The sequence below is a fragment of the Sphingomonas sp. GM_Shp_2 genome (genome assembly GCF_026540875.1).
Lineage (GTDB): Bacteria > Pseudomonadota > Alphaproteobacteria > Sphingomonadales > Sphingomonadaceae > Sphingomonas > Sphingomonas carotinifaciens.
The window spans coordinates 1-26792 of sequence record NZ_JALNUQ010000056.1 but is presented as its reverse complement, the minus strand read 5'-3'; the positions used below and the strand labels follow the sequence as shown (position 1 = coordinate 26792).

The 26792-nt window shown below is 67.9% G+C and carries 31 protein-coding genes and 1 riboswitch; of the genes, 17 read left to right on the top strand and 14 right to left on the bottom strand.

Features of this window, described 5'->3' with window-relative positions; all coding sequences use genetic code 11:
- From OXR08_RS16165 to OXR08_RS16145, 5 genes are all read left to right on the top strand, one after another.
- A partial coding sequence (locus tag OXR08_RS16165; protein WP_267351410.1) for an HlyD family type I secretion periplasmic adaptor subunit occupies window positions 1-1270 on the top strand: 1270 nt, incomplete at its 5' end.
- A 27-nt stretch (window positions 1271-1297) separates the two neighbouring features.
- On the top strand, window positions 1298-1852 hold the full coding sequence (locus OXR08_RS16160) for a GNAT family N-acetyltransferase (RefSeq protein WP_267351408.1): 555 nt from the start codon (window positions 1298-1300) through the stop codon (window positions 1850-1852).
- Between the two features lie 34 nt (window positions 1853-1886).
- On the top strand, window positions 1887-2813 hold the full coding sequence (locus OXR08_RS16155) for a cation transporter (protein WP_112381833.1): 927 nt from the start codon (window positions 1887-1889) through the stop codon (window positions 2811-2813).
- A 69-nt stretch (window positions 2814-2882) separates the two neighbouring features.
- Window positions 2883-3335 (top strand): hypothetical protein, encoded by a 453-nt coding sequence (locus OXR08_RS16150; RefSeq protein ID WP_267351406.1) that lies wholly within the window; start codon window positions 2883-2885, stop codon window positions 3333-3335.
- Between the two features lie 99 nt (window positions 3336-3434).
- Complete coding sequence (locus OXR08_RS16145) at window positions 3435-3758, top strand: hypothetical protein (RefSeq protein ID WP_267351404.1); 324 nt, start codon at window positions 3435-3437, stop codon at window positions 3756-3758.
- Window positions 3759-3787: 29 nt separating this feature from the next.
- Here the strand turns inward: OXR08_RS16145 and OXR08_RS16140 are convergent, their stop codons facing one another.
- Window positions 3788-4075, bottom strand: a complete 288-nt coding sequence (locus OXR08_RS16140) for a hypothetical protein (protein WP_267351402.1) — start codon at window positions 4073-4075, stop codon at window positions 3788-3790.
- A gap of 144 nt (window positions 4076-4219) precedes the next feature.
- On the opposite strand from OXR08_RS16140, the gene OXR08_RS16135 reads away from it, so the two are divergent.
- The 4 genes from OXR08_RS16135 to thiC all read left to right on the top strand — a co-directional run bounded on the left by OXR08_RS16135 (window position 4220) and on the right by thiC (window position 8487).
- Window positions 4220-4999: a sterol desaturase family protein gene (locus OXR08_RS16135; RefSeq protein ID WP_267351414.1), complete on the top strand. Its 780-nt coding sequence runs from the start codon at window positions 4220-4222 to the stop codon at window positions 4997-4999.
- Window positions 4908-5342: a DUF2141 domain-containing protein gene (locus tag OXR08_RS16130; protein ID WP_267351400.1), complete on the top strand. Its 435-nt coding sequence runs from the start codon at window positions 4908-4910 to the stop codon at window positions 5340-5342. Before OXR08_RS16135 ends, OXR08_RS16130 begins: the two co-directional genes overlap by 92 nt.
- 71 nt (window positions 5343-5413) lie before the next feature.
- The gene (locus tag OXR08_RS16125) at window positions 5414-6301 is read left to right on the top strand and encodes a MipA/OmpV family protein (RefSeq protein ID WP_211368579.1); all 888 of its coding nucleotides are present in this window, start codon (window positions 5414-5416) and stop codon (window positions 6299-6301) included.
- A gap of 186 nt (window positions 6302-6487) precedes the next feature.
- Window positions 6488-6598, top strand: a riboswitch (TPP riboswitch).
- Between the two features lie 41 nt (window positions 6599-6639).
- A complete protein-coding gene (gene thiC, locus OXR08_RS16120) occupies window positions 6640-8487 on the top strand; it encodes a phosphomethylpyrimidine synthase ThiC (protein ID WP_149682343.1) in 1848 nt (615 codons plus the stop codon).
- 350 nt (window positions 8488-8837) lie between these two features.
- On the opposite strand, the gene OXR08_RS16115 is transcribed toward thiC, so the two are convergent.
- Window positions 8838-9068, bottom strand: coding sequence for a type II toxin-antitoxin system Phd/YefM family antitoxin (locus OXR08_RS16115; protein WP_267351397.1), 231 nt, complete (start codon window positions 9066-9068; stop codon window positions 8838-8840).
- 39 nt (window positions 9069-9107) lie between these two features.
- The gene (locus OXR08_RS16110; protein ID WP_267351396.1) at window positions 9108-9425 is read right to left on the bottom strand and encodes an alkylphosphonate utilization protein; all 318 of its coding nucleotides are present in this window, start codon (window positions 9423-9425) and stop codon (window positions 9108-9110) included.
- A gap of 136 nt (window positions 9426-9561) precedes the next feature.
- Here OXR08_RS16110 and OXR08_RS16105 point away from each other — a divergent pair, with 136 nt between their 5' ends.
- On the top strand, window positions 9562-10206 hold the full coding sequence (locus tag OXR08_RS16105) for a hypothetical protein (protein ID WP_267351394.1): 645 nt from the start codon (window positions 9562-9564) through the stop codon (window positions 10204-10206).
- Window positions 10207-10536: 330 nt separating this feature from the next.
- On the opposite strand, the gene ung is transcribed toward OXR08_RS16105, so the two are convergent.
- Window positions 10537-11250, bottom strand: coding sequence for a uracil-DNA glycosylase (gene ung, locus OXR08_RS16100; RefSeq protein ID WP_267351392.1), 714 nt, complete (start codon window positions 11248-11250; stop codon window positions 10537-10539).
- An 83-nt stretch (window positions 11251-11333) separates the two neighbouring features.
- Between ung and OXR08_RS16095 the strand changes: the two genes are divergently transcribed.
- Entirely contained in the window at window positions 11334-11723 is a 390-nt protein-coding gene (locus tag OXR08_RS16095) for a hypothetical protein (RefSeq protein ID WP_149682347.1), read from the top strand.
- Between the two features lie 63 nt (window positions 11724-11786).
- Window positions 11787-12302, top strand: a complete 516-nt coding sequence (locus OXR08_RS16090) for a ferritin-like domain-containing protein (RefSeq protein WP_112384238.1) — start codon at window positions 11787-11789, stop codon at window positions 12300-12302.
- A gap of 24 nt (window positions 12303-12326) precedes the next feature.
- Here OXR08_RS16090 and OXR08_RS16085 read toward each other — a convergent pair whose 3' ends face one another.
- The gene (locus OXR08_RS16085; protein ID WP_267351389.1) at window positions 12327-12743 is read right to left on the bottom strand and encodes a DUF1810 domain-containing protein; all 417 of its coding nucleotides are present in this window, start codon (window positions 12741-12743) and stop codon (window positions 12327-12329) included.
- Window positions 12744-12812: 69 nt separating this feature from the next.
- On the opposite strand from OXR08_RS16085, the gene OXR08_RS16080 reads away from it, so the two are divergent.
- The gene (locus OXR08_RS16080; RefSeq protein WP_267351387.1) at window positions 12813-13346 is read left to right on the top strand and encodes a hypothetical protein; all 534 of its coding nucleotides are present in this window, start codon (window positions 12813-12815) and stop codon (window positions 13344-13346) included.
- A gap of 14 nt (window positions 13347-13360) precedes the next feature.
- Here OXR08_RS16080 and egtD read toward each other — a convergent pair whose 3' ends face one another.
- The 5 genes from egtD to gluQRS are packed head-to-tail and all read right to left on the bottom strand — an operon-like array spanning window position 13361 to window position 17294.
- Entirely contained in the window at window positions 13361-14338 is a 978-nt protein-coding gene (egtD, locus tag OXR08_RS16075) for an L-histidine N(alpha)-methyltransferase (RefSeq protein WP_267351385.1), read from the bottom strand.
- Between the two features lies 1 nt (window position 14339).
- Window positions 14340-15605: an ergothioneine biosynthesis protein EgtB gene (gene egtB / locus OXR08_RS16070; protein ID WP_267351383.1), complete on the bottom strand. Its 1266-nt coding sequence runs from the start codon at window positions 15603-15605 to the stop codon at window positions 14340-14342.
- Between the two features lie 40 nt (window positions 15606-15645).
- A complete protein-coding gene (locus OXR08_RS16065) occupies window positions 15646-16206 on the bottom strand; it encodes a cob(I)yrinic acid a,c-diamide adenosyltransferase (RefSeq protein ID WP_267351412.1) in 561 nt (186 codons plus the stop codon).
- 4 nt (window positions 16207-16210) lie between these two features.
- Window positions 16211-16438: a twin transmembrane helix small protein gene (locus tag OXR08_RS16060; RefSeq protein ID WP_112384244.1), complete on the bottom strand. Its 228-nt coding sequence runs from the start codon at window positions 16436-16438 to the stop codon at window positions 16211-16213.
- Between the two features lie 10 nt (window positions 16439-16448).
- The gene (gene gluQRS, locus OXR08_RS16055) at window positions 16449-17294 is read right to left on the bottom strand and encodes a tRNA glutamyl-Q(34) synthetase GluQRS (protein WP_267351381.1); all 846 of its coding nucleotides are present in this window, start codon (window positions 17292-17294) and stop codon (window positions 16449-16451) included.
- 95 nt (window positions 17295-17389) lie between these two features.
- On the opposite strand from gluQRS, the gene OXR08_RS16050 reads away from it, so the two are divergent.
- The 3 genes from OXR08_RS16050 (at window position 17390) to ppc (ending at window position 21171) form a co-directional block, all read left to right on the top strand.
- Window positions 17390-17956 (top strand): HNH endonuclease, encoded by a 567-nt coding sequence (locus OXR08_RS16050; RefSeq protein WP_112384255.1) that lies wholly within the window; start codon window positions 17390-17392, stop codon window positions 17954-17956.
- On the top strand, window positions 17940-18404 hold the full coding sequence (locus OXR08_RS16045; RefSeq protein WP_267351380.1) for a hypothetical protein: 465 nt from the start codon (window positions 17940-17942) through the stop codon (window positions 18402-18404). Before OXR08_RS16050 ends, OXR08_RS16045 begins: the two co-directional genes overlap by 17 nt.
- A gap of 91 nt (window positions 18405-18495) precedes the next feature.
- Window positions 18496-21171, top strand: coding sequence for a phosphoenolpyruvate carboxylase (gene ppc, locus OXR08_RS16040; protein WP_267351378.1), 2676 nt, complete (start codon window positions 18496-18498; stop codon window positions 21169-21171).
- Window positions 21172-21297: 126 nt separating this feature from the next.
- Here ppc and OXR08_RS16035 read toward each other — a convergent pair whose 3' ends face one another.
- The 4 genes from OXR08_RS16035 to OXR08_RS16020 are packed head-to-tail and all read right to left on the bottom strand — an operon-like array spanning window position 21298 to window position 24860.
- Complete coding sequence (locus OXR08_RS16035; protein WP_267351376.1) at window positions 21298-21786, bottom strand: methylated-DNA--[protein]-cysteine S-methyltransferase; 489 nt, start codon at window positions 21784-21786, stop codon at window positions 21298-21300.
- Window positions 21787-21835: 49 nt separating this feature from the next.
- Complete coding sequence (locus tag OXR08_RS16030) at window positions 21836-22231, bottom strand: acyl-CoA thioesterase (RefSeq protein WP_112384250.1); 396 nt, start codon at window positions 22229-22231, stop codon at window positions 21836-21838.
- Window positions 22228-22824, bottom strand: a complete 597-nt coding sequence (locus tag OXR08_RS16025) for a DedA family protein (protein WP_267351373.1) — start codon at window positions 22822-22824, stop codon at window positions 22228-22230. Before OXR08_RS16025 ends, OXR08_RS16030 begins: the two co-directional genes overlap by 4 nt.
- Window positions 22800-24860, bottom strand: coding sequence for a S9 family peptidase (locus tag OXR08_RS16020; protein WP_267351372.1), 2061 nt, complete (start codon window positions 24858-24860; stop codon window positions 22800-22802). Before OXR08_RS16020 ends, OXR08_RS16025 begins: the two co-directional genes overlap by 25 nt.
- Window positions 24861-24989: 129 nt before the next feature.
- Here OXR08_RS16020 and OXR08_RS16015 point away from each other — a divergent pair, with 129 nt between their 5' ends.
- A complete protein-coding gene (locus tag OXR08_RS16015; protein ID WP_267351370.1) occupies window positions 24990-26783 on the top strand; it encodes an aminopeptidase P family protein in 1794 nt (597 codons plus the stop codon).
- Window positions 26784-26792 lie beyond the last annotated feature (9 nt).

Sequence of the window (26792 nt, the reverse complement as noted above, 5' to 3'; positions counted from 1 at the left end):
CATCGTCGCCGCGCTGTTCTTCGTCCTGTTCCTCGGCTGGGCCGCCTTTGTCCGCCTCGACGCCGCCGCCTATGCCCCCGGCACGCTGGTCGTCTCCGGCCAGCGCCAGACGGTGCAGCACCGCGACGGCGGCGTGCTGCGCCAGATCCTGGTCCGCGAAGGGCAGCGGGTGGCAAAGGGCCAGCTTCTCGCCAGCCTCGCCGCCGCCGATGTCGTGGCGCAGGAACGCGCGCTCTCCGCACAAGCCATCCGCCTGCTCGCCCAGCGCGCCCGGCTGGAGGCCGAACAGCTCGGCGCCACGACCGTTGCCGCGCCCGCCGAATATGCCACGCTGATCCCGGAGGATCGCGACGCCGCCCGCCTGGCGCTGCGCCTGCAACAGACCGAACTCGATGCCCGCCGCGCCACCCTCACTGCGCAGCGCCAGGCACTTGGCCAGCGCGCCGCGCAGTCGGGGGAACAGGGTCGCGGCTACGGCACCCAGGTCGTCTCCGCAAAGGAGCAGCTGCGACTGATCGACGCGCAACTCGCCGCGCTCCGCCCCGTCGCGGAGAAGGGTTTCGTCTCGCAGACCCGCCTGCGCGAGCTGGAGCGCCAGCGTGCCGAGATGATTGGCCAGCAGGGCCAATATGCCGCCAGCGTCGCGCAGACCCGCGAGGCCGCCCGCGAAAGCCGCTATCAGGTGCTGGAGGCCGAGCGCACCTTTCGCGAACGCACCGCCGCCGACCTGCGCGAGGTGGAGACGAGCCTGGGCGAGATCCTGCCGAAACTCGCCGCCGCGCGCGACCAGCTGGCCCGCACCGAGATTCGCGCCCCCGTCACCGGCGCCGTCGTCGGCCTGTCGGTCTTCACCCCCGGCGGCGTCATCGCGCCCGGCCAGACGCTGATGGACATCGTGCCCGAACGCACCCCGCTTCTGATCCAGGTCCGCATCAGCCCGGACGATGCCGACGATCTTGCGGTGGGTCAGGCAACGCGCGTGAAGTTTCCCGGCCTGCACGACCGCGCCCTGCCCGATCTCGACGCCCGCCTGACCCGCCTGTCCGCCGACGCGCTGACCGACGAGAAGACCGGCCAGAGCTTCTTCACCGGAGAGGTCACCGTGCCCGATGCCGAGCTCGCCCGGCTGCGCGACGCCACCGGCAAGGCGTACGATCTGCGCCCCGGCATGCCCGCCGAGGTCCTTGTGCCGCTTCGCCGCCGCACCGCGCTCGATTACGCGCTGGAACCGCTGGTCGGCGCCTTCTGGTCCTCTTTCCGCGAGCATTGACGCGCAAAAGCGCGCTACGCTGCTCCGATGACCCAGGCCCCCACCCTTCACACCGACCGGCTGACCCTCACCGCCCATCACCCGGACGATCTCGACGCGCTCGCCGCCATGTGGTCCGAACCCGCGGTGTACGCGATGATCGGCGGACAGCCGCGTTCGCGCGAAGAGGTGTGGCTCCGCCTGCTCCGCTCGATCGGCCAGTGGCAGGCATTCGGCTATGGCTCGTGGGTCGTGCGCGAGCGCGGCGGCGGCCCGCCGATCGGCGATATCGGCCTGCTGGAGGCGCGCCGCGCGATCGATCCGCCGCTGGACGCGCCCGAACTCGGCTGGGCGCTCGCCCCCGCCGTGCATGGCCGCGGCTTTGCCGGGGAGGCGCTCGCCGCGATCCTCGCCTGGGCCGATGGTCACGGGGCCGACGGCCGCGGCATCGCGCGCACCTGCTGCATCATCGATCCCGCCAACGCCCCCTCGCTGCGCCTTGCCGCCCGCCTCGGCTACCGCCCCGCCCGCGACGCGGTCTACGCCGGCCACCCGGTCCACATCCTCACCCGCCCTTCCCCCGCCACCGCGAACCGCGCATAATCCCCCGCGCAATCGTTTTCGGGACCCACCGACCATGAACGGCGAGCAGCGTCTCCTGCGCAACTCGATGATCGTCACCGTCATGCTGGCGGGGGTCGGTGTCGTCGTCGGCACGATCGCCGGGTCGGACGCGATCGTGTTCGACGGCATGTATTCGCTCGCCGACGCGGCGATGACTGCGCTGGCGCTCGGCGTCGCGCGGCTGATCGCCGCCTCCAACGCCGCGGATGCCGCGGGCGGGCGGCTGCACGAGCGGTTCACCATGGGCTTCTGGCATCTGGAGCCGATCGTGCTGGGGCTGAACGGCGTGCTGCTGACGGGCGCGTCCATCTATGCGCTGGTCAATGCGATAACCGCCCTGCTATCGGACGGGCGGCCGCTCTCCTTCGGCCCGGCCATGGCCTATGCCGCGATCGGCACCGCCGCCGACATCGCGATGGCGGTCTATGTCACCCGCGCCAACCGCACCGTCCGCTCGCAACTGGTCGCACTGGACGGCAGGGCATGGATCATGACCTCGGCGCTGGGCGCCGCGCTGTTCGTCGCCTTCGCGCTCGGCGCCATGCTCCAGGGGACGCGCCATGCCTGGATGACGCCCTATGTCGATCCCGCCGCGCTTGTCGTCATCTGCCTCGTCATCATCCCCGCCCCCTTTCAAACCATCCGCGCCGCCGTCTCCGACATCCTTCTCGTCACGCCCCCCGCGCTCAAGCTGCGGGTCGACGGCATCGCGCAGGCTACCGTCGACCGCTACGGCTTCGTCTCCTACCGCGCCTATGTCGCGCGCGTCGGCCGCGGCACCCAGATCGAACTGAACTTCATCGTCCCCCCCGACACCCCCGCCCGCCGCCTCGAGGAATGGGACGCGCTGCGCGACCGGATCGGGGAGGAGCTGGGCGACGACACCCCCAATCGCTGGCTGACCATCGTCTTCACCACCGATCCCGAATGGGCGGTGTAGGGAAATACCCGCAAGATATTCCGAACAGGATCCACACCTTATTCTGGCGACGGATAGATATATCCGAACATGTCCGCATTTTCCCTGCCATCGCCCTTGCACACGACTTCACCGCTGGACATGATGCCGCCATCAACAAGGGGAAGGATCATCATGCGTCGCAGTTTCGCAGCATTGGCCATTGCTTTGGGCGCGGTCGCACTTTCCCCGGCAAGTGCCGCCGATAGCGGCAAATTCGGCGATGCTCTCAAGAAAATGCTGACGGGTACCGCCGCAGGCGAATGTCCCGCCGACGTGATGGGCGATGCCCTGCTCGCCGCCTGTCGCGAACAGCTCCCCGCCCTGCAGCCCAGCCTCGCCGCCGCCGGCCCGATCAAAGCCATGACCTTCGTCACCGCCACCGGCAATGATGCCGACCGCGTCGAAACCTACACGGTAACCTTCGAAAAGGGGGAGCCCTCCACCTGGCAGATCGGCCGACCGAACAAGGGCAAGTTCGACATGGCCTATTCCGCCGGCTGAAAACGACGGATCGCCCGCCATTCTTCGCCGCTAATCTTGCGTTTACCGACGGGATCTAAGCCGCCTGCCATGACGGACGGGGCAAGGCTGATCCTGGGCATGACCGCCACGGCGATGATGTTTCCGCTGGCCATCATCATGTCGAGCATCCCGGCCTATGTTCCCGACGCGCGTCTTGCCGAGATCGCGCGCACGAACACCGACTCTCTATCGGCCCGCGCGGACATGGTGGAGGCGTTGCGATACTGTGCCCGGCGCCGCGCCAACTGTCCGCGCGCCTCGATAGACACGCTCGGCACGTCCAAGCGCCGGTTCTTCTCGTGGCAGAACAATGCCGGCCTGTTCGCCGTCACCTATATCAACTGCCCAGCGCAACAGGCTTGCGCCGTGCGGGGCAATGCCTTGATTCCGCTTCCCAGATGATGCCGCTTCCTGGCGGGCCTGCGTACCCGTCAGGAAGGATGCCCTTCCGCCTCGTTCCCGTCCATCGCCTGCACGCGGGCCTCGGCATCCGCGTCGCGGTCGCCCGCATCCACGCCGGTATCGATCGGCGCATTGGGCGCGGTGCCGGCGGGCGTGCGGCCCGATCCGCTCAGCACATCGGCTGCCGACGCGCCGCCCAGACCACCGCCGCCCGGCGCGCTGTCCATCTGCGGATCTGACAGGATCGCCGCCGCGCTGCCTTCCTCACGCGGGGTCTCGGGCACGTCCTGCGCGTTGTTTGGCTCGCTGGTTGCCATGATCCATCTCCTGCATCTGTTCGCGTGGCTGAACGATCGGCACCGGCAAGCCGTTCAATCACGGTCGATCAATCATTCAATCCCGGCCCGCGATCGGCTACACTGGCCGGCGTGATCCTCGCCATCCTCCTGTCCGCGCTTGCGATGACTGCGATCGTCGGCATCCGCTACCTGATCGTGTCGGGGGCGTTCGCCTTTGCCACCCGCGTGCGCCACCCCCGGCTATATGCCGGGCTGGACACGCAGATGCGGCGCGAGATCGCATGGAGCCTCGCCTCCGCCGCCATCTACGGCCTGCCTGCCGGCATCATCGCCTGGGGCTGGCAGAATCACGGCTGGACGCGGATCTACAGCGACCTTCATGCCTGGCCGCTCTGGTACTGGCCGGTCTCGGTGCTGCTCTACCTCTTCGCGCACGACACCTGGTTCTACTGGACGCACCGCTGGATGCACCGGCCAAAGGTGTTCAAGCTGGCGCACGCCGTCCACCATGCCAGCCGCCCGCCCACCGCCTGGGCGGCGATGGCCTTTCACCCGGTGGAGGCGGTGACCGGCGCTGTGGCAATTCCGCTACTGGTCTTCGCGATTCCGATCCATGTTAGCGCACTCTCCTTGGTCCTCACCGTCATGACCGTTATGGGGGTGACGAACCATATGGGCTGGGAGGTCTTTCCCCGCGCCGTGTGGCAGGGGCCGCTGGGGGGCTGGCTCATCACCGCCAGCCATCATCAGCGGCACCATGAACAATATGGATGTAATTATGGCCTCTACTTCCGCATCTGGGACCGGCTGTGCGGCACCGACCGGGGGCTGGGCGATTTCACCCGCGCGCATGCGCAGGCTGAGCGGCGCGGGCGCGCTGCTGGCGGCGGCGGGCCTGATACTGGGCGCAGCACCCGTGTCGCGGCTCGACGTCGGGGTTGATCACCTCCGCTCGGCCAAGGGGATGATCCGCGTCTGCCTGACCGCGGACCCGGACAATTTCCCCGCCTGCGTCGACGATGTCCGTGCCGTCACCCGCTCGGTCCCCGCCGACCAGAGCAGCATCCATTTCGACGGTCTTCCCCGCGGCGCCTATGCGCTGGCCGTGATCCATGACGAAAACGGCAATGCCAGGCTCGACACCATCGCCGGCATCCCGCGCGAAGGCTTTGGATTCTCGCGCAATCCTGCGATCCGCTTCGGCCCGCCGCGCTTTTCGGCGGCGCGCTTCACCCTGGCCGATGTGACCGATCGGCAACAGGTACGGATGCGTTACATCTTCTGACGGAAACGCGGCGGACACAAACCGATTGCAGGGCGTTGCGCCCTGGATAATCGTACAGGGAGTTTTCCGTCTTGCGCTCCGCCGCCTTCCGTTTCCTTGTCCCGGCGCTCGCGCTCGTGGCCGCCACACCTGTCGCCGCGCAGGACGCCAGCACCCCGCCGGACGCATCGCGCGCCCCGACCGGCGTCGATCCCGAAGACTTCGACCGCGACACCGTCACCGTCGCGGTGGCCGCGGCCCTCATCACCGATTACGAAGGGTCGAACGATTACCAGTGGACGCCCGCGCCCGGCGTTCTGGGTTCGGTCGGCGGCTACAACTTCACCGTCATCGGCAACCGTGCCTCGATCGACCTGATCCCCAACCGGCCCGGTCCCAACTGGGATTTCCAGGCCGGTCCGATCGGCGTCATCAACTTCAACCGCAACAACGTCGACTCGATCGACGACGCGCGCGTCCGCGCGCTGGGCGAGGTGAAGACCGCGATCGAACTCGGCGGCTTTGTCGGCATCGGCAAGACCGGCGTCATCACCAGCCCGTATGACCGCCTGTCCGTCTCGCTCAGCTACCGCCACGACGTCAGCAATGCGCATGACAGCGCGATCTGGCAGCCGACGATCAACTATTTCACCCCGCTCAGCACCAAGGCGGCGGTGGGCCTGTTCGCCTCGGCCGAGCATGCCGGGGCCGGCTATGCCCGCACCTATTTCTCGATCGATCCCACCCAGAGCGTCGCCAGCACCCTGCCCGTCTATAATGCGCGCAAGGGCTGGAAGAACTGGGCGCTCGGCGCGATGGGCACCTATTCGATCACCGGCAACCTGCTGAAGGGCTGGAAGGTCGTCGGCGGTGTCGTCTACCGCGACATGCTCAACGACTTCGCCGACAGCCCCGTCGTCTCGATCGCCGGCAAGCGCAGCCAGTGGATCGGCGCGCTCGGCATCGGTTACACGTTCTGATTGAACGCGCCGGTGCGCGTTCGCGGCGCCGGCCCGCTCCCCCACCCGACCTCCCACAGAGTATCCTTGATGGGAGGCCGGGTGGGGGAGCGGGCCGGCGCCGCCTCCAAACTCGCTCTTCCGCGAGTTTGCGAGTCAAGTCGGCCCCTTTTTGTTTGGTGTTCAGGCGCCGACCCCCTATGCTCCACGCCATCCCCGGGGGACCGCCGATACTGCGGTTGAGAGGGAGCGAGGACGCTCCGACCCGCCGAACCTGATCCGGTTGACACCGGCGTAGGGAGTGGAAGTCGGCGCAACCCCTCCGGGCCACCCGTCTCCCTCCCCAAAGGAGAGAAGAGATGGCAGACGTACCCGCCCGTACCGAAATTGGCGTCACCACCGGCCCGATCCGCGGATCGAAGAAAGTCCATGTCGGCCCGCTGAACGTCGCGATGCGCGAAATCCATCTCGACCCCTCCTCGGGCGAGCCGCCGCTTCGCGTCTACGACACCTCCGGCCCCTATACCGACCCGGATGCCCGCATCGACATCATGGCCGGCCTGCCGCAACTGCGCCGCAACTGGATCGAGGCGCGCGGCGACGTGGAAAGCTACGACGCCCGCGAAATCCGCCCGGAGGATAATGGCCAGCTCGGCCCCGACCGCTCCGGCGGCGTCCCCCAATTCCCCCGCCTGATCAAGCGCCCCTTGCGCGCAAAGCCCGGCGCGAACGTCAGCCAGATGCACTACGCCCGGCGCGGCATCATCACGCCTGAGATGGAATATGTCGCCACCCGCGAAAATCTCGGCCGCCAGATGCTGAAGGACTATGTCCGCGACGGCGAAAGCTTCGGCGCGGCGATCCCCGACTATGTCACCCCCGAATTCGTGCGGGACGAGGTCGCCCGCGGCCGCGCGATCATCCCCAACAACGTCAACCATCCCGAATCCGAGCCGATGGCGATCGGCCGCAACTTCCTGGTCAAGATCAACGCCAATATCGGCAACAGCGCGGTCGCCAGCAACGTCGCGTCGGAAGTCGACAAGCTCGTCTGGTCGATCCGCTGGGGCGCCGACACGGTGATGGACCTGTCGACGGGCCGCAACATCCATGACACGCGCGAATGGATCATCCGCAACAGCCCCGTGCCGATCGGCACCGTGCCGATCTACCAGGCGCTGGAAAAGGTCGGCGGCATCGCCGAGGACCTGACCTGGGAAATCTTCCGCGACACGCTGATCGAGCAGGCCGAGCAGGGCGTCGACTATTTCACCATCCACGCCGGCGTCCGCCTGCCCTATATCCCGATGACCGCCAAGCGCGTCACCGGCATCGTGTCGCGCGGCGGCAGCATCATGGCGAAATGGTGCCTGGCGCATCACAAGGAGAGCTTCCTCTACGAGCGCTTCGACGAGATCACCGAGATCATGAAGGCGTATGACATCGCCTATTCGCTCGGCGACGGCCTGCGCCCCGGCAGCATCGCCGACGCCAATGACGAGGCGCAGTTCTCCGAGCTCTACACGCTGGGCGAGCTCACCCACCGCGCCTGGGCGCAGGACGTACAGGTGATGATCGAGGGCCCCGGCCATGTGCCGATGCACAAGATCAAGGAAAACATGGAAAAGCAGCTCCAGGTCTGCGGCGAGGCGCCCTTCTACACCCTGGGGCCGCTCACCACCGACATCGCGCCCGGCTACGACCATATCACCAGCGGCATCGGTGCGGCGATGATCGGCTGGTACGGCACCGCGATGCTCTGCTACGTCACGCCCAAGGAGCATCTGGGCCTGCCCGACCGCGACGACGTGAAGGTCGGCGTGGTGACGTACAAGCTCGCCGCCCACGCCGCCGATCTCGCCAAGGGCCACCCGGCCGCGAAACTGCGCGACGACGCCCTGTCGCGCGCCCGCTTCGACTTCCGCTGGCGCGACCAATTCAACCTGTCGCTCGATCCCGACACGGCCGAAAGCTACCACGACCAGACCCTCCCGGCCGAAGGCGCCAAGACCGCGCATTTCTGCTCGATGTGCGGCCCCAAATTCTGCTCGATGAAGATCACGCAGGAAGTCCGCGAGTTCGCCGCCAAGCAGAACGCGCCCGTCGAAACCTTCGTCGCCACCGAGGAAGCGGAAGCCGGCATGGCGAGAATGAGCGAAACGTTCCGCGAGAAGGGCAGCGAGGTGTATCTGCCGGCAGCGGAGTAAGCCGCCTCGAACTTCCCTCCCCTTCAGGGGAGGGGCCGGGGGTGGGGCCTGTCCACCGGCGGATCGCTTGAACCGCCCCAGGTCGACGCTGATGGTTTCACACTTCTAGCAGGTCGTACCGGCTTCAATAATGAAACCGCATAACTGACGTGCGCGCCGATCTGCCCCACCGCCGTTCGTCCCGAGTAACCATCGAGTAGCGGCCGTCAGGCCGCGTATCGAGATGGTGTATCGAGGGACAGGACCGCGCACGGAACAATGCCTCGATACGCGCCCTCGATACGGCTTCTTGCGAAGCCTACTCGGGCGCTACTCGGCCCGAACGTGGACAAGTGGCGAGCAAGACATGCTCACCCCCACCCCGCATCAAATCCCGCCACAGCGTCCAGCAACCGCCGCGCGTTGTTCGGCGAGGACAGCAGGTACAAGATTTCCTGCATGCCCGCCCATGTCCGGGCCGATGCAATCACCACATCCTCGCCATCGTCGCAGACGATCCGAACCGGCGCGCCACCCGCGGCGACCATGTCCATTACCGCCCCGAAATCATCATCCGCCTCGGCAAAGCTGATCCCGCGCATCCACGAAGATTGAGCCCGGCGCGCCCAACCGGCGCCCCCTCACCGCTTCCGCACAAATTCCGCCCGAAGCACCAGCCCCTTGATCCCGTCGAACTTGCAGTCGATCTCCTGCGCATCGCCGGTCAGCCGGATCGACTTGATCAGCGTCCCCCGCTTCAGCGTCTGGCCTGCGCCCTTGACCGTCAGGTCCTTGATCAGCGTCACCGCATCGCCGTCCGCCAGCACGTTGCCTACCGCGTCGCGCACCTCGACGCCGCCATCGTGATCGCCGCCCGGCGCCCGCGCGGCGGCGTCGGCCGCGCTGATCCATTCCCCGCTCGCCTCGTCATAGACATAGTCGTCCGTGCCATCGCTCATCGTCATGCTCCTTCGCCGCCCTCCATGCCCTGATGGATGCCAAAGCGCCACACCCCCGGAACGAAACGCGAACAAATCCAACAATCGACCGCGCGGGGCTGTCCTACACACCCGCATCCGGTGTTCATTCCCGCGCATGAGCAAGCGCACCGAACCGCCCGCCGCCGGGGATTTCGACCCCGTGCCCGTCCGCCCCCGCGTCGATGGCTGGACGCCCGAGCGCCAGACCGGCTTTATCGAGGCGCTCGCCGCCACCGGCAATGTCGAGGCGGCGGCCAAGGCGGTCGGCATGGGCACCACCTCCGCCTATATGCTGCGCGCCCGCCCCGACGCGGCCAGCTTTCGCGAGGCATGGGGGATCGCACTCGACTGCGCGGTGCAGCGGCTGGCCGATGCCGCGCTCGACCGGGCGATCAACGGCGTCGCCACCCCCATCTTCTACAAGGGCGAACAGATCGGCGAGCGTCGCCGCTTCGATGAAAAGCTGACCATGTTCATCCTGCGCCTGCGCGATCCCAAGCGCTTCGGCAAATGGCGCGAGGACCGCGTCCCCTCCTTCCACCAGGACGGCGCCGCGATGCTGCTCCAGGTCGCGATGAACCGGGTGGAGAACGACGCGTACGACATGGAAGCCGGCGTCACCCCGCCCCGGCACAAGCCGCTGCCCGAATTGCGGCTGATCACGCTGGAACAGGAGGAGGCGGTGACGATCCTGCGCGGCGAGCATCTGGCCGCGATCCAGCGCCGCCGCGAATATGAACGCTGCTATGCCGCGGACTAGAGCGGTTTCCGACCGATCTGCGTCATCGTGATTGCATCAGGAAGGCTGCTGGCTAGGAGCGGCGCGAAGCAGGGGCTGGTCTGCCCCTGCGAGCGTCGCGACGACGTCCAGCGGCCTTCCTGATGCAACCCCTTCGGGGCGGGCCGATTTTTGGCCCAGGGCCACGACGCTCGTCGGTCACGATGCCCCGGCATCGCTCCGCTCCTCGCTTCTTGCCCTGAACCAAAATCGGCTCCGTCACGATGGCGCAGATCGGTCGGAGACCGCTCTAAGTGGAGGCGCGAGGGGGGATGTAGTGTCCACTTCCGTGGCCGGCGGCGCGGTGCCCCCTCAAACCTCCGGCAACGCCCAGTCGATCGGCGCCTGCCCCTGCGCTTCCAGGAACGCGTTCGTCCGCGAAAACGGCCGCGACCCGAAAAAGCCGTGCCGCGCCGACAGGGGCGAGGGGTGGGCGGAGCGGATCACCAGATGCCGCCCGCCATCCTCGTCCAGGAACGCGGCCTTTTTCTGGGCATGCGCGCCCCACAGGATGAACACCGCCGGCTGTCCCCGCGCCGCCACCGCATGGATCACCGCATCGGTGAACGGCTCCCATCCGCGCTTCTGGTGCGAGGCGGCGGCGCCTTCGCGCACGCTCAGCACGCTGTTGAGCAGCAGCACGCCCTGCCGCGCCCAATGGTCGAGCAGGCCGTGGCGGCTGCGCGCCACCCCCAGGTCGCTTTCCATCTCCTTGAAGATGTTGACCAGGCTCGGCGGCGGCCGCACCCCCGGCCGCACCGAAAAGGCCAGGCCGTGCGCCTGCCCCGCGCCGTGATACGGGTCCTGCCCCAATATCACCACGCGCACCCGGTCCAGCGGGGTCAGTTCCAGCGCGCGGAACCGGTCCTCCGCCGGCGGGAAGATCGCCTGCCCTTGCCGTGCCTCGTCGTCCAGGAACGCGGCAAGCGCGGCAAAGCGCGGCCCGTCCATCTCCGCCTGCAACGCGGCCTGCCAGTCGGCGGGAAGCGCGGGCATGCCGGGGGGCGTGTGTGTGGCTTGGGTCATATCCCACCGGCCATGCCGCCTTCGTTACGATGGGGCAACCACATCGGCGGCAGCGCGTTGAACCGCCCGACAGGAGGAACCCGATGAACCGTTCGACGCTCACCGCCCTTGCCGCCCTCGCGCTCGCCCCCCTCGCCGCCTGCGGGCAGAGCGACACCGCGGCCGACAACGCCACCCCCGTCACCAATGCCGCGGAAACCGCCGCGGCGGAGGGCATCGACTATGGCACCCGCATCCGCGACCTGCCGGAGGGGCAGCGCCGCGGCGTCCTGTTCCGCGCGATCCGCGATTCCGGGCAGGACGGCGCCTCCTGCCAGGCGGTGACGTCGATGAATGAGGCGGCACCGACCAATGGCCTGGCGACCTGGAACGCGGTCTGCGACAACACCGCGCGCTGGGCGATCGTCTTCGCCAATGATGGCACCGCCACCGTCACCGGTCCGCTCGCGGCGCAACCGGCGCGCTCATCGTAAATCCGCAACCATGCCGCGCGCCGCCCGTTTGGGACCGCGGCAACCCTATCCAGGAGAGAGACGATGGGCCTGTTTTCCAAGGACATCCAGACGCTGCAGGATCTCTACATCCACCAGCTCCAGGACGTCTATTACGCCGAGCAGCAGATCACCAAGGCGCTGCCCAAGATGATCGAAAAGGCCACCGACCCCGAATTGCGCATGGGCTTCGAAACCCATCTGCGGGAGACCGAGGGCCAGATCGCCCGGCTGAAGCGCGTATTCGAACTGGAAGGGCTGGAGCCCAAGGGCGTCACCTGCCCCGCGATCGACGGCATCATCAAGGAGGCCAACGAGGTCGCCGGTGAGGTCGCGGACAAGGCGGTGCTGGACGCCGCCCTCACCGCCGCCGCCCAGGCGGTCGAGCATTACGAGATCAGCCGCTACGGCACGCTGATCGCCTGGGCCGACCAGCTCGGCCGCAGCCAGTCCGCGCAACTGCTCGGCGAAACGCTGGCCGAGGAAAAGGCCACCGACGAGAAGCTGACCAAGCTGGCCTCGTCCAAGGTGAACGCCAAGGCCGAACTGGCCGGCGCCTGAGGCATTGGGGCGGTCGCGGCGTCGTTACAGGCGCCGCACCGTCTCCCCGTCCTCCCGCCCGCCATAGAAGCGGTCGAGCACGGCCCGGAACACCGCACCGTCCTCGCCGGCGGCATGCGCGAACAGCGTCATGGAGGACCGCAGCTTGACCGCATCGATACCCCCCATGATCGCCTCCGCGCTGCCCGGCGCCGCCAGTATCGCCGCACTCGCCTCGCGCAGCCGCGGCCCCAGCACCGGATGCGCTAGATAGGCCCGCGCCTCCCCGATCGAGCCGATCGCATAGGCCCGCGCCATCGCGCTCTGCCCCAACCCGGCAATCTGCGGAAACACGAACCACATCCAGTGGCTTCGCTTGGCGCCCGCCTTCAACTCGGCCAGCGCGCGGTCGTACGTGCCCGCTTGCGCCGCGACGAAACGTTCGAGATCATGGTCGTCCATCCCCCCGCAACCGCCGGCACAGGCGGAGCGTTCCAAGGGTCGGCCCAAAGGTCAGGAGAGAGAAGCCTCATGCGCCATGCGTCGTTGCCGCGATCGTCCGCCGCCATCATCCTTGCCGCGCTCGCCCTGGCCGGCTGCGGCGATGGCGGCACCAGCGAGGATGCCGATCGCGAGGCCGTGGCCGCCAACTTCACGCCCCCCACCACCGCCCGTCCCACGCCGCTCCCCGGCCAGGAACATGGCCAGCCGCTCACCGCCTATGTCGGCCATTATCCCGCCGATGCGGTGTCGGGCGTCACCTTCTACAACCGCACCGAGGTGGCCGACGCCCTCAACCGCGCGGTGGGCGATCAGGCGGTCCGCCGCCAGATCGTCGCCACCAACGCGGTCACCACACCCATCGTGCTGACCGGCGGCCGCCTGCTCGCCCATGGTTGTGAACCGCACAATTGCGGCGACAACAACTGGACGTTTCTGGTCACCCCCGATGCCGAGAAGGCGGAGGCTTGCCACCACAATGCCGACACCATGGGCAATACCAGCCGCTGGTATCGTGGCGCCGCCCCCGAAACCCGCCCCGGCGATTGCCCGCAAGGGAGTTGAGGGGGCGGCAGGCTTTAAGGCGCCGGCCGCTCTGCCTGCGCCTCGGCCAGATAGACGCCGAACAGCCCATCGGGGTCGGTCCATTCCGCCACCGGCGTCCACCCGCCGGCACGCATCAGGATGCGGGCATCGCGAGCGCCGTATTTGTGGCTGTTCTCGGTGTGGATCGTCTCCCCTGCCGCCATGGCGAATGGTCGTCCGTCGACGGTGAAGTCGACGTCCCTCGTCGCCTCCAGATGCATCTCGATCCGCGCCCGGTCGTCGTTCCACACCGCCTTGTGCCGGAACGCCGCCACCGGCACGTCGCCGTCCAGTTCGCGGTTGATCCGCTCCAGCAGGTTCAGGTTGAACGCCGCCGTCACCCCCGCCGCATCGTCATAGGCCGGCACCAGCACGTCGGCCGCCTTGATCCGGTCCATCCCGATCAGCAGCATCGCCCCCTCGCCCAGCGATGCGCGCATCGCCCGCAACAGGTCGGTCGCCATCAGCGGCGTCATGTTGCCGATCGTCGATCCGGGAAAGAACCCCAGCTTGGGGCTGTCCGCCACCGCGGCGGGCAGCGCGATCGGCCGCATGAAATCGGCCTCCACCGGATACATGGACAGGTCGGGGAACCGCTCCGCCAGCACGCGGGTCGACGCCCGCAGGAAGTCGCCGGAAATGTCGATCGGCACATAGGCGGATGGATCCGCGCAGCGCAGCAGGATCGGCGTCTTGGTGGACGATCCCGATCCGAACTCCACCACCGCCCGCCCCTTGCCGACGCGCTCCGTGACCTCGGAACAGATCGTCTCCAGGATCGCCGTCTCGGTCCGGGTGGGATAATATTCGGGCAGGTCGGTGATCTGCTCGAACAACTCGGAGCCGCGCCGGTCATAGAACCAGCGGGCGGGGATCGCCCGCGGCCGCCGCGCCAGGCCGCTCACCACATCGGCGCGAAATGCCGGGTCGGCCAGCGACGCCTGACCGTCCTCGATCTCGGGCTTCAGCATCCTACAGGTCCTTTGCCAGACGCACGCCGGTGAACTGCCAGCGTTGATGGGGGTAGAAGAAGTTGCGGTACGATGCCCGCACATGGCCGCGCGGCGTCGCGCAACTGCCACCGCGCAGCACGAACTGCCCGCTCATGAACTTGCCGTTATACTCGCCGACCGCGCCCTCGGCCGCCCGGAAGCCGGGATAGGGGCGGTAGGCGCTACCCGTCCATTCCCACACATTGCCGAACAGCCCGGGGCCGCTCGCCGTCGGCCGCGGCTCCACCGCGCCGGCCTCGTCCATCTGGTTGCCGCCCGCCGGGTCGTGCGCCTCGGCCGCGGCTTCCCATTCCGCCTCGGTCGGCAACCGCGCGCCCGCCCAGCTGGCAAAGGCATCCGCCTCGAAGAAGCTGACATGGGTCACCGGCGCCGCCGGATCGACCGCGCGCCGCCCGTCCATCCCGAAGCGCGTCCAGCCGCCGTCGCCTTCTTCCCAATAGAGCGGCGCGGCGATCCCTTCCGCCTTCACCCATGCCCAGCCATCGGCCAGCCAGTGTCGCGCATCGCGGTATCCGCCGTCCGCGATGAACTCGGCCCATTCGCCATTGGTGATCGTCCGGTCTGCCAGTGCGTGCGGAGCTAGCAGCGCGGCATGCCGCGGCCCCTCGCAATCGAAGGCGAAGCCCGCGTCGCCATGCCCGATCTCCACCACGCCTTCGCGCCCCGCGATCCAGCCGATCGCCCGCGGCATCGCCACGGGCACCTTGCGCGCCGCCGGGTACCACGCCGGCTCCAGCGGGTTCTCGCTGAACAGGTGCAGCATGTCGGTGACGAACAGTTCCTGATGCTGCTGTTCGTGATGGCAGCCGAGATCCACCAGCGCGGCAACGTCCGGCGCCAGGTCGGGGATCGCCGCCACCATCGCCGCATCGACGTGCGCACGATATGCCCGCACCTCGTCCAATGTCGGCCGCGTCACCATTCCGCGGCGGTGTCGCGCGTGCCGCTGCCCTTCCGCCTCGTAATAGCTGTTGAACAGGAACGGCCAGCGCTCGTCGTGCAACCGGTATCCCGGCACATGATCGCGCAGCACGAAGGTTTCGAAAAACCAGGTGGTATGCGCCAGATGCCATTTCGCGGGCGACGCATCGGGCATCGACTGCACCGTCGCATCGGCATCCGACAATCGCCCGGCCAGCGCCAGGGTCAGTGATCGTACGGCAAGAAATCGGTCCGCCAGGCCCAGCGAGGCGGCGGCAAATGGATAGGCGGCATCGCTGGCCATTCGGGTGCTCCCACCCGAACGCTGACTGGCTTTGATTAACCTAGCGCAAGCCCCCGGGCACCCACAGAACGTCCCCGGCGCCGTTTTGGTTCACTGCCCGGCTGGCGACAAACAGCCAATCCGACAAACGATTTAGATAGCGCAACGCCTCCGGGTTCAGCGGCTCGTCGACCGCCACCGCCGCCCGCTCCGCCCGGCGCACGATCGCACGCGCCAGATGCAGTGCCGCCGCCGCCGCACTGCCGCCGGGCAGGATGAAGCTGGTCAGCGGCGCCAGCCCCGCGTTCATCGCGTCGATCTCCGTTTCCAGCCGGATCACCTGCGCGGCCACGACGCGCAGCACCATCGCCGACGGCGCAAAATCGTCCCCCGGCGTCGCCAGATCGGCACCCAGGTCGAACAGGTCGTTCTGCACCCGCATCAGCGCCGCGCGTATCCCCTCCTCGGCCAGGGTTGCAGCGACACCGATCGCGCTGTTCGCCTCGTCCACCTCGCCGATCGCGATCATCCGCGCATCCGCCTTCGACCGGCGCGATCCATCGACCAGCCCCGTCGTGCCCGCATCCCCGGTGCGCGTGTAGATCTTGTTCAGCTTGACCAGGGGATCAGGTCCGGCCGGCCAGGAACAGGATCAGCACCACGATCAGGATCGCCAGCGCCTGGAAGAAGATGCGCATCTGCATCATCCGATTGGACTTCAGCGCCGCCGCACTCGGCCCATCGCCCTTGGCCTGCATGGTCGCTTCCTGAAGAAACGAGACGATGCCGCGCACCATCGCCACCACGGTGGCGATCATTGCCGCGATCAGCAGGATCACGAGAAAGGTGTTCATGACGATGAAGCTAAGCCTTCCCCAGCGAAAATCCAGTGGGCAGAATATTCCGCCGCAAGTCCGCCGCCAGCGCGACTCCATCCACGCCCCGGCCCCGCATGTCGGCCAGCGCCGGCGCGCCGTGCCGCTTGGCCAGCCGCTGCCCGTCCGCGCCCAGGATCAGCGGATGATGATGATATCGCGGCACCGGCAGGTTCAGCAGCGCCTGTAGCAGCCGGTGAACATGGGTCGCGTCGAACAGGTCGGTCCCGCGCACGATATCGCTAACCCCTTGCGCGGCATCGTCCACGCTCACCGCCAGATGATAAGAGGACGGCGCGTCCTTGCGGGCCAGCACGACGTCGCCCTGCACCCCCGGCACCGCCGTCACCCTGCCCGCCGTGGCGTCATGCCACGTCAGCGGCCCGGCGATCGCCACCGCACGCGCCATGTCCAGCCGCCAGCAATGCGGCCACGCCATCCGCCCGGCTCGATCGGCCGGCGCCAGGGCCCGGCACGTCCCCGGATAGAGTGGTGCCATTCCATGCGGCGCCGATGCACTCGCCGCGATCTCGGCCCGCGTACAGAAACAGGGATAGACCAGCCCGCGTCCGCGCAGATCGTCCAGCGCCGCCGCATAACGCTCCAGCCGCTGCGACTGGAACGACAGGTCGTCCCACTCCAGCCCCAGCCAGCGCAGGTCCGCCAGGATCGTCTCGACATGCTCCGGGCGGCTGCGGGTGCCGTCGATATCCTCGATCCGCACCAGGAAACGTCCCCCCGCGGCCCGCGCCATGCCATGCGCGCGCACCGCCGACAGCGCATGGCCCAGATGCAGCCGCCCGGTGGGGCTCGGCGCGAAACGCGTCACGATCATCGCGTCGCCCCTTGACCCCAAATCATTGCCCGTGCTGTCATGCGCCTGTCACGCCGTTGGGCGAAGATGTCCACGGCACCATGAAGGGAGGAGCCGTGTTTCATCCCGACCTGATGCGGCATCCGGACAGTTGCCCGGCGCTGGTCCTGAATGCCGATTACACGCCTTTGTCGTATTATCCGCTGTCGATCTGGCCCTGGCAGACGGCGATCAAGGCCGTGTTCCTCGACCGTGTCGATATCGTCGCGCACTATGAACGCGCCGTGCGCAGCCCGACCGCGACGATCCAGCTTCCTTCGGTCATCGCGCTCAAGCAATTCGTCCGCCCCTCGCAATTTCCCGCCTTTACCCGCTTCAACCTGTTCCTGCGCGACCGTTTCGCCTGTCAATATTGCGGCGCGCACCGCGACCTGACCTTCGATCATGTCGTGCCGCGCGCGCAGGGCGGCCGTACCACATGGGAGAATGTCGTCACCGCCTGCGCACCCTGCAACCTCAAAAAGGGCGGGCGTACGCCCAGACAGGCCGCGATGCCGCTTCATATCGAACCGATCCGCCCGACCAGTTGGCATCTGCAGGAACATGGTCGCAGCTTCCCGCCCAATTATCTGCATGAAACATGGCACGACTGGCTCTATTGGGACGTTGAACTGGACGCGTAACGACAAGGGAAGCACGGCGGAAATGCGGCTTGCGACGATCGGCTTGGCTCTCGGTACGGCATTGCTGGCCACCGCGTGCAACAACCATAGCGAGGAAAAACAGGAAGCGGATCAACGCGCTGCCGCTGCCGGTTTCGTGCCGCCCTCGGTCACCTCGCGCGTCGATTTCGGCGGCATGATGGACCGTCGCTTCCGCACGCTCGACCGCGACGGCAACGACATCATCACGGCTGACGAGATGCCCAGCGGCAATTCCCGTATCCGCGAACTCGACCGCAATGGCGATGGCGAGGTCACGCACAGCGAATTTTCCGAGGGGACGCTGAACTGGTTCGACCGCATGGATCTGAACCGCGACGGTGCCGTGACCTCGGAGGAACGCGAAAGCTCGCGTACCGAGCGCCCCACCACGCCGACCAACCCGGTGGCGCTCAACAACGCCAACTGATTGGTTCCCACCGGGTCGGCGGCACGGCAAAAGAAAATTACGCGCGGCCACCGGTTGACCTTCCACCTGTTGCGTTGCAGCACTAGGCGCTATGGCCAGTCTTCCCCCGATCGCGAACAATCCCGACATCCGCTTCCTCGGCGCGCAGCTCGGCGAGGTCATCCGCGCTTATGGCGGCGAGCGCCTGTTCGAAGCGACGGAGGCGATCCGCCGGGCCTCGGTCGAACGGCATCGCGGCATCGGTGACGGTGCCGCCGTCGACCTGCAACTGGAACAGCTCGATCTTGGCGAGACGCTCGATTTCGTGCGTGGCTTCATGCTGTTCTCGATGCTCGCCAATCTCGCGGAGGATCGGCAGGGCATCGCCACGGAGCAGGGTGCGGACCTGACCGCGGCACTGGCCCGTCTCGCGGACGAGGGTATCGATCGCAAGGCGGCCTCCGACCTGCTCGCCCGCGGGCTCGTCGCTCCCGTTCTCACCGCGCACCCGACCGAGGTGCGCCGCAAGAGCATGATCGATCACAAGAATCGCATCGCCGACTTGATGGAGATGCGCGATCGCGGTCGCGAGGTGACGCCGGATGGCGATGCGGTGGAGGCCGCGATCGGTCGCCAGATCGCGCTGCTCTGGCAGACGCGGGTGCTGCGCCGCGAACGCCTCTACGTCACGGACGAGGTGGAAACCGCGCTATCCTATCTGCGCGACGTCTTCCTGCCCGCCTTGCCCGCCCTCTACCAGCGCTGGGACAAGGCGTTCGGCCACCGCATCGCCAGCTTCCTGCGGCCCGGCAGCTGGATCGGCGGCGATCGCGACGGCAACCCCTATGTCACCGCGGATTCGCTGCGCACCGCCCTTGCCCGCGCCAGCGAGGCGGCGCTCGGCTATTATTGCGACGCGGTCCATGCGCTCGGCGCCGAACTGTCCATCTCCACCGAACATGCGCAGGTCGACGAGGCCGTGCTTGCGCTCGCGGAGGCGAGCGGCGACACCGCCGCCAGCCGCGCCGACGAACCCTATCGCCGCGCGCTGTCGGGCATCTACGCCCGCCTTGCCGCCACGCATCAGGCGCTGACCGGTAAGGCCTCTCCGCGCCCCGGCCGCCTGACCGGCGAACCCTATCCCGACCCCCGCGCCTTTCGTGCCGACCTGATCGCCATCGCCCGCGCGCTGGCCGGCTCCGGCGGCGGTGCGCTGGCCTCGGGCGGCGCGCTCGGCCGGCTGATCCGCGCGGTGGAGACGTTCGGTTTCCACCTCGCCACGCTCGACCTGCGCCAGAACTCGGCGGTGCACGAACGCGTCGTCGCCGAACTGCTCAAGGTCGCCGGGGTCGAGGCCGATTACGCCGCGCTGGACGAGGATGCGCGCGTCGATCTGCTGCGTCGCGAACTCGCCAATGCCCGCCCGCTCGCCTCGCGCTTCGCCAGCTATTCGGAGGAGACGACCGGCGAACTCGCCATCGTCCAGGCTGCGGCGGAGGCGCATGCCCGGTACGGCCCCGGCTGCATCACCAACTACATCGTCTCGATGGGCAAGTCGGTGTCCGACCTGCTGGAGATCAACCTGCTTTTGAAGGAGGTCGGCCTCTACCGCCCCGGCGCGGAGCCCGGCGCCGCGATCATGGCGGTGCCCCTGTTCGAGACGATCGAGGATCTGGAAGCCGGTCCCGACATCATGCGCGCCTATTTCGCGCTGCCCGAGATCGCCGCCATCGCGCGGGCCCGCGGGTACCAGGAAGTGATGATCGGCTATTCCGACTCGAACAAGGACGGCGGGTATCTCACCTCCACCTGGTCGCTGTCCAAGGCCTCCACCGCGCTTGCCCCCGTGTTCGAGGAAGCCGGCGTCGCGATGCAGCTGTTCCATGGTCGCGGCGGCGCGGTCGGGCGCGGCGGCGGCAGCGCCTTTGCCGCGATCCGCGCGCAACCGCATGGCACCGTGCAGGGCCGCATCCGCATCACCGAACAGGGCGAGATGATCGCCGGCAAATACGGCACCCCCGCCACCGCCATGGCGAATCTGGAGGCGATGGCGTCCGCCACCCTGCTCGCCAGCCTGGAGCCCGAGCATCTGTCCGCGCCCGACAATGCGCGGTTCGGCGCGGTGATGGACCAGCTGTCCGACACCGCCTTCCACGCCTATCGCGATCTCGTCTACGGCACGGAGGGCTTTCGCACCTTCTTCCGCCAGATGACGCCGATCGCCGAGATCGCGGGCCTGAAGATCGGCAGCCGCCCGGCCAGCCGCAAGAAGTCCGACGCGATCGAGGATCTGCGCGCCATCCCATGGGTGTTCAGCTGGGCCCAGGCGCGCGTCATGCTGCCCGGCTGGTACGGCGTCGGCCACGCCATCGCCGGCTGCCGGGACAAGGCGCTGCTCGCCGACATGGCGGAAGAATGGCCGCTGTTCGCCGCGACGCTCGCCAACATGGAGATGGTGCTCGCCAAGTCGGACATCGGCATCGCCGGCCGCTACGCCACGCTGGTCGAGGATAAGGCCCTGCGCGACACCATCTTCGGCCGCATCCGCGACGGATGGCAGCGCACGCATGACGGCCTGCTGGAGATCACCCGCCAGTCGCGCCTGCTCGAAAAGCATCCCGCGCTGGAAACCTCGATCCGCCTGCGCCTGCCCTATATCGAGCCGCTCAACCTGCTTCAGATCGAATTGATGAAGCGCCACCGCGCCGGTGAGGACGATGCTCGCATCGGCGAAGGCATCCTGCTGTCGATCAACGCCATCGCCACCGCACTGCGCAACTCCGGCTGAACATTCCCTCTCCCCTCCGGGAGCATCAGGAGAACAGCACGCCACGCTGTTCAGGTCATGCCGGGGACATGACCGACCTGATGCCGGGAGGGAGCGGCAAAGCTGCGTGAGGGGCCGCCGCAAACGCTACAACAGCGATCCTCGCTCCAACCGCAACAGCCTCTCCTTGGCCGCCAGCCCGCCCGCAAAGCCGGTCAGCGCACCGCTGGCCCCCACCACCCGGTGGCAGGGCGCAATGATCGAGATCGGATTGCGCCCATTCGCCGCCCCCACCGCGCGCGACGCGCCGGGTCGCCCGATCGTCGCGGCCAGCGCACCGTAACTGCGCGTCTCGCCATAAGGGATCGCCAGCAGTCCCGCCCACACCGCCTTCTGGAAATCCGTCCCCACAAACCCGAGCGGCAGGTCGAAGACGCGCAACCGGCCCACGAAATAGGCCTGCAACTGCGCCACGGCCTCGCGCAGTACCGGGTGATCGTCCGCCCGCGTCACCGCGCCCGTCCGCACCCGCGCCGGATCATCATCCTCCCACAGCACCGCGTGCAACGCATCGTCGCTGGCGACCAGCGTCAACGCACCGACGGGTGAAGGCAGGATCGTGAAGCTTTGTGTCATCCCGTCACCCTAGCGCGGATCGGTGGCGCGGGCGTCCCGCCGCTTGCGCTCAAACCGCCAGGAACGGTGCGGCGATCTCCGGCGTCACCCGCAACAACCGGCCGCTCGCCCGGTCGATCAGCGCCCAGGTGGTCACCGCATCCACCTTCACCCGCCCATCCGCGCCGGTAAAGCGCATGTGCCGGTCGAACCGCGCGCCCTTGGGCGCTTGCGGTACCCAGGTTTCCGCCGTCACCGCCTCGCCGGCGCGTACATTGCCGCGATAATCGATCACGTGCCGCGTCACGACCCAGACATAGGCGTCCAGATGCTCAGGCGGGGCCGCTGCCGTCCAGTGGGCGGTCGCGACATCCTGGATCCACCGGACCCAGACCGCATTGTTCACATGGCCCAGTTCGTCGATATCGTCGTCGCGGGCGACGATCGTGCAGCTATACCGGTTCATGCCTCACCCTCGCCCTGCGCCTGCCGGCGTCGCCACCACCACCCGATCGCGCCGGCCACGATGACCAGCGCCGCCGCGGCCAGAACATGCACCGCGCGCGGCCGCCACCGCCCCAGAAGCTCGGTCAGTCCTTCCCCGAACAGGTAGCCGATACCGGTGAACGTCGCCCCCCACAGGCATGCCGCCGCCAGGTTGACGCCCAGGAACAACCGCGCCGGCACCGTGCTCGTCCCGATCGCCACCGGGCTGATCGTCCGCAAGCCATAGAGGAAGCGAAAGGCGAAGATGAACCCGATCGGATGCCGCTCCAGCATCCCCATCACCCGGCCATAGACCTTGCTCTCGCGCAGCCGCCGCACCCAGCGGACCTCGCGAAACCGCCGCCCGGCGGCAAAGAACGCCTGGTCCGCCACGAACGAGCCCGCCGCCGCTGCCGCCATCGCGCCGGGCAGCGAGACGAGTCCCTGATGCGCCAGCAATCCGCCGGCGATCACGGCCGTCTCGCCCTCCAGCCCGGCCCCCAGGCCGATCGCGGCGACGCCCCAGCGGGCAACGATCGCCTCGATGCTCAGCTTTCGATCCCCATCTGCCACAGCACGAAGGCATGCTCCTCGGCCGCCTCGCGCAGGCTTTCGAACCGGCCGGACTTGCCGCCATGCCCGGCCCCCATGTTGGTCTTCAGCAGCAGCAGGTTGTTGTCCGTCTTGGTGGCGCGCAGCCGCGCCGCCCATTTCGCCGGCTCCCAATAGGTGACGCGCGGATCGTTCAGCCCGCCGGAAATGAACATCGGCGGATAGGCATGGGCAGCCACATTGTCATACGGGCTGTACGACCGGATCAGTTCGAACGCCGCCCTGTCCTCGATCGGATTGCCCCATTCCGGCCATTCGCCCGGCGTCAGCGGCAGGTCGGCATCCATCATCGTGTTCAGCACGTCGACGAACGGCACGTCGGCGATCACCGCGCCCCAGAGTTCGGGGTCGGAATTGACCACCGCACCCATCAGCTCGCCCCCCGCCGAACGCCCGGCGATCGCGATCCCGCCCTCATGCGTCCAGCTATCGGCGATCAGGCCGCGCGCCACATCGACGAAGTCGTTGAAGGTGTTGGTGCGCTTTTCCAGCTTGCCGTCCAGATACCATTGCTGGCCCAGATCGTCGCCCCCGCGAATATGCGCGATCGCATAGGCAAAGCCGCGATCGAGCAGGCTCATCCGCCCGGTCGAGAAACCCGGCGGGATCGCATAGCCATAGGCACCGTAGGCATAAAGGAACAGCTTGCCCGTCCCGTCGCGCGGAAAATCCGCCGGATAGACGATCGAGACCGGCACCGGCGTTCCGTCGCGCGCCGCGATCTTCAATCGCTCGGTCCGGTATTTGGCCGCGTCATACCCCGACGGGATCTCCTGCACCTTCAGCGTGGTGCGCTCGCCCGTCGCCACGTCATAGTCGTACACCGTCCCCGGCGTGACCATCGATTCATAGCCCAGCCGCAGCACGGACACGTCATATTCGGGATTGTCGCCCAGCCCTGCGGTATAGCTCGCCTCCGGAAACGCGATCCGCTGCGGCACCGTCGGCGCGTCGTAGCGGTGGATCGCGATCCGATCCAAACCGTCCTCGCGCCCTTCCACCACGAAGAAGCCCGCATAGCATTCCACACCCGTCATGTAGAAATGCGGGTCCGGGGCGATCAGTTCATGCCAGTCGCCCGGCGCCTCGATCGCGGCGGTGCACAGCCGCCACATCGGATCGATGTCGTTGGTGTGGATGAACAGCGTGCCGTCATGCTCGTCCACGTCATATTCGCGCCCCTCCTTGCGGGGCGCGACCAGGATCGGCTCGGCCAGCGGATCGTCGGCGGGCAACAGCCGCACCTCGCTCGTCACATGGTCGCCCGTGCCGATCACGATCCATTTGCGCGACGATGTTTCCGCCACCGCGACCCGGTAGCCTTCGTCCGCTTCGGTATAGAGCACGACATCGTCCGTCACCGGCGTGCCGATCCGGTGGAACCGGGCATTGTCCGTCCGCCACTGGTCATTGGCCAGGCCGTACAGGAACCCGGCATCGTCCGCGGTCCACACGATGTCGGACAGCATGCCCGGAATCACCTCGGGCAGATGCTCGCCGGTGGTCAGGTCCTTGACCCGCACCTCGAACCGCTCACCCCCCGTATCGTCGATCGCATAGGCGAGCAGCCGGCCATTGTTGCTGACCGCAAAGGCGCCCAGCCGGAAATATTCCTTGCCCTCGGCCAGCGCCGGCTCGTCGAGCAACAATTCGTCGTCGCCACCGCCGACGGGTTTGCGCCACCATTTGCGATACTGGCCACCGGTCTCGAACGCGGTCCAGTACAGCCAGTCGCCATCCTTTTGCGGCACGGAGGACTCGTCCTCCTTGATGCGCCCCTTCATCTCTTCGTACAGCCGGTCGACCAGCGGCTGGCGCGGCGCCATCATCGCCTCGAAATAGGCGTTCTCGGCCTCCAGATAGGCCAGTACGTCGGCATCGGCCACCTCCGGATAATCCGGGTCCTTCAACCAGGCATAGGGGTCTTCGATCGTGATGCCATGCGCGGTGAAGCTGTGCGGCCGCTGTTCGGCGACGGGGGGCGTCGGTTCGGTCATTTCCTTGCCTTAGCGGTTCGTCGCGGGTGCGGTCGAGGCGGTTTTCCGCATCAACGGGAATGACCGGCGGGCGGGCACGCGAAAGATCGGGGACTGTTGTGGCTGGATTGTTTCTGCCAAACCGCCGCCATGTCTCTGCATGCCGACCGCCTCGCCCAGCTTCGCACCCGCCTCGCCGTCATCGGCCTGGACGGGTTCATCGTCCCGCTCACCGACGAACATATGAGCGAATATGTCGGCGACTATGCGCAGCGTCTCGGCTGGCTGACCGGCTTCGGCGGCTCGGCGGGCAGCGCGGTCGTGCTGGCGGACCGCGCGGCGATCTTCACCGATGGTCGCTACACGCTGCAGGTCCGCGAACAGGTCGCGGCCGACGACTGGGACTATGTCGGCGTGCCGCAGGACAGCCTTGCCGGCTGGCTCGCCGTCCACGCGCCGGAGGGGGGCCGCATCGGCTATGACCCCTGGCTCCACACCCGCACCCAGGTGCAGGATATGGCCGATGCGCTTTCCACCCGCGGTGCGATCCTGGTGGCGGTGGCGGAAAACCCCGTCGACGCCGTCTGGACGGATCGGCCGCAACCCTCGCCCGCCCCGCTCGTCGTGCAGGACGACGCGCTGGCCGGCGCGACCTCGGCTGAAAAGCGCGCGCGCATCGCCGACTGGCTGGTCGAGCAGCGCGCCGACGCGGTCGTGTTGTCCGCGCTCGACTCGATCGCCTGGGCGCTCAACATCCGCGGCGCGGACGTCGCGCACACGCCGGTCGCCCTGTCCTATGCGGTCGTGCACGCCAGCGGCGAGACCGATTTCTACGTCGCCCCGTCCAAGCTGACCGATGCGGTGCGCCAGCATCTCGGCAATGCTGTGCGCCTTCACGACCGCGCAGACTTCGACACCGGGCTGCGCGGCTTTGCGGGCAAGCGCATCGTCGCCGATCCCGAGCGGGCGGTGGCCGCGATCGCCCAGGCGCTGGAGGCCGGCGGCGCCACCGTGCTCGCGCTGCGCGATCCTGTGGTGCTGGCCAAGGCGATCAAGAACCCGGTCGAGCTGGCCGGCCACCGCGCCGCCTCGCTGCGCGACGGTGCCGCGATGGTCCGTTTCCTGCGCTGGGTGGAGGAGGAATGCCCCGGGGGCGGCCAGACCGAGCTGTCCGCCGCGGCGCAGTTGCTCGCCTGTCGCCAGGCGACGGGGCGATTGCGCGACATCAGCTTCGCCACCATCTCCGCCACCGGCGCGCACGGCGCCAGCCCGCATTATCACGTCACCGAGGAATCCAATGCCCCCATCGTGCCGGGCCAGCTCTTCCTGATCGATTCCGGCGGCCAATATGATGACGGCACCACCGACATCACCCGCGTCATGCCGATCGGCGATCCCACGCCTGAGATGCGCGACCGCTTCACCCGCGTGCTCAAGGGCCATATCGGGCTGGCCACGGCCGTCTTTCCCGATGGGACGCTGGGCGGCCATATCGATGCGCTGGCCCGCCGCCCGTTATGGGAGGCTGGTCTCGATTACGCGCACGGTACCGGCCACGGCGTCGGCGCCTATCTATCGGTCCATGAGGGGCCGCAGCGCATCGCCGCGCCCAACTATCCCGGCGGGGCCGCCATGGAGCCGCTGCGCGCCGGCATGCTGCTCTCCAACGAACCCGGCTATTACAAGGCCGGCGAATACGGCATCCGCATCGAAAACCTCGTCCTGGTCGAACCCCGCGACATTCCGGGCGCCGATCGCGCCATGCTGGGGTTCGAGACGCTGACCTTGTGCCCCATCGAGCGGACGCTGATCGACGCGGCCCTGCTTACGGATGGCGAACGTGCATGGGTCGACGCCTATCATGCGCAGGTCGCTCAGGCACTTGGCCCCGACTTGGCCGAGGACGACCGCGCCTGGCTGCACGCCAAGTGCGCGCCCCTCTAATCCCGATCC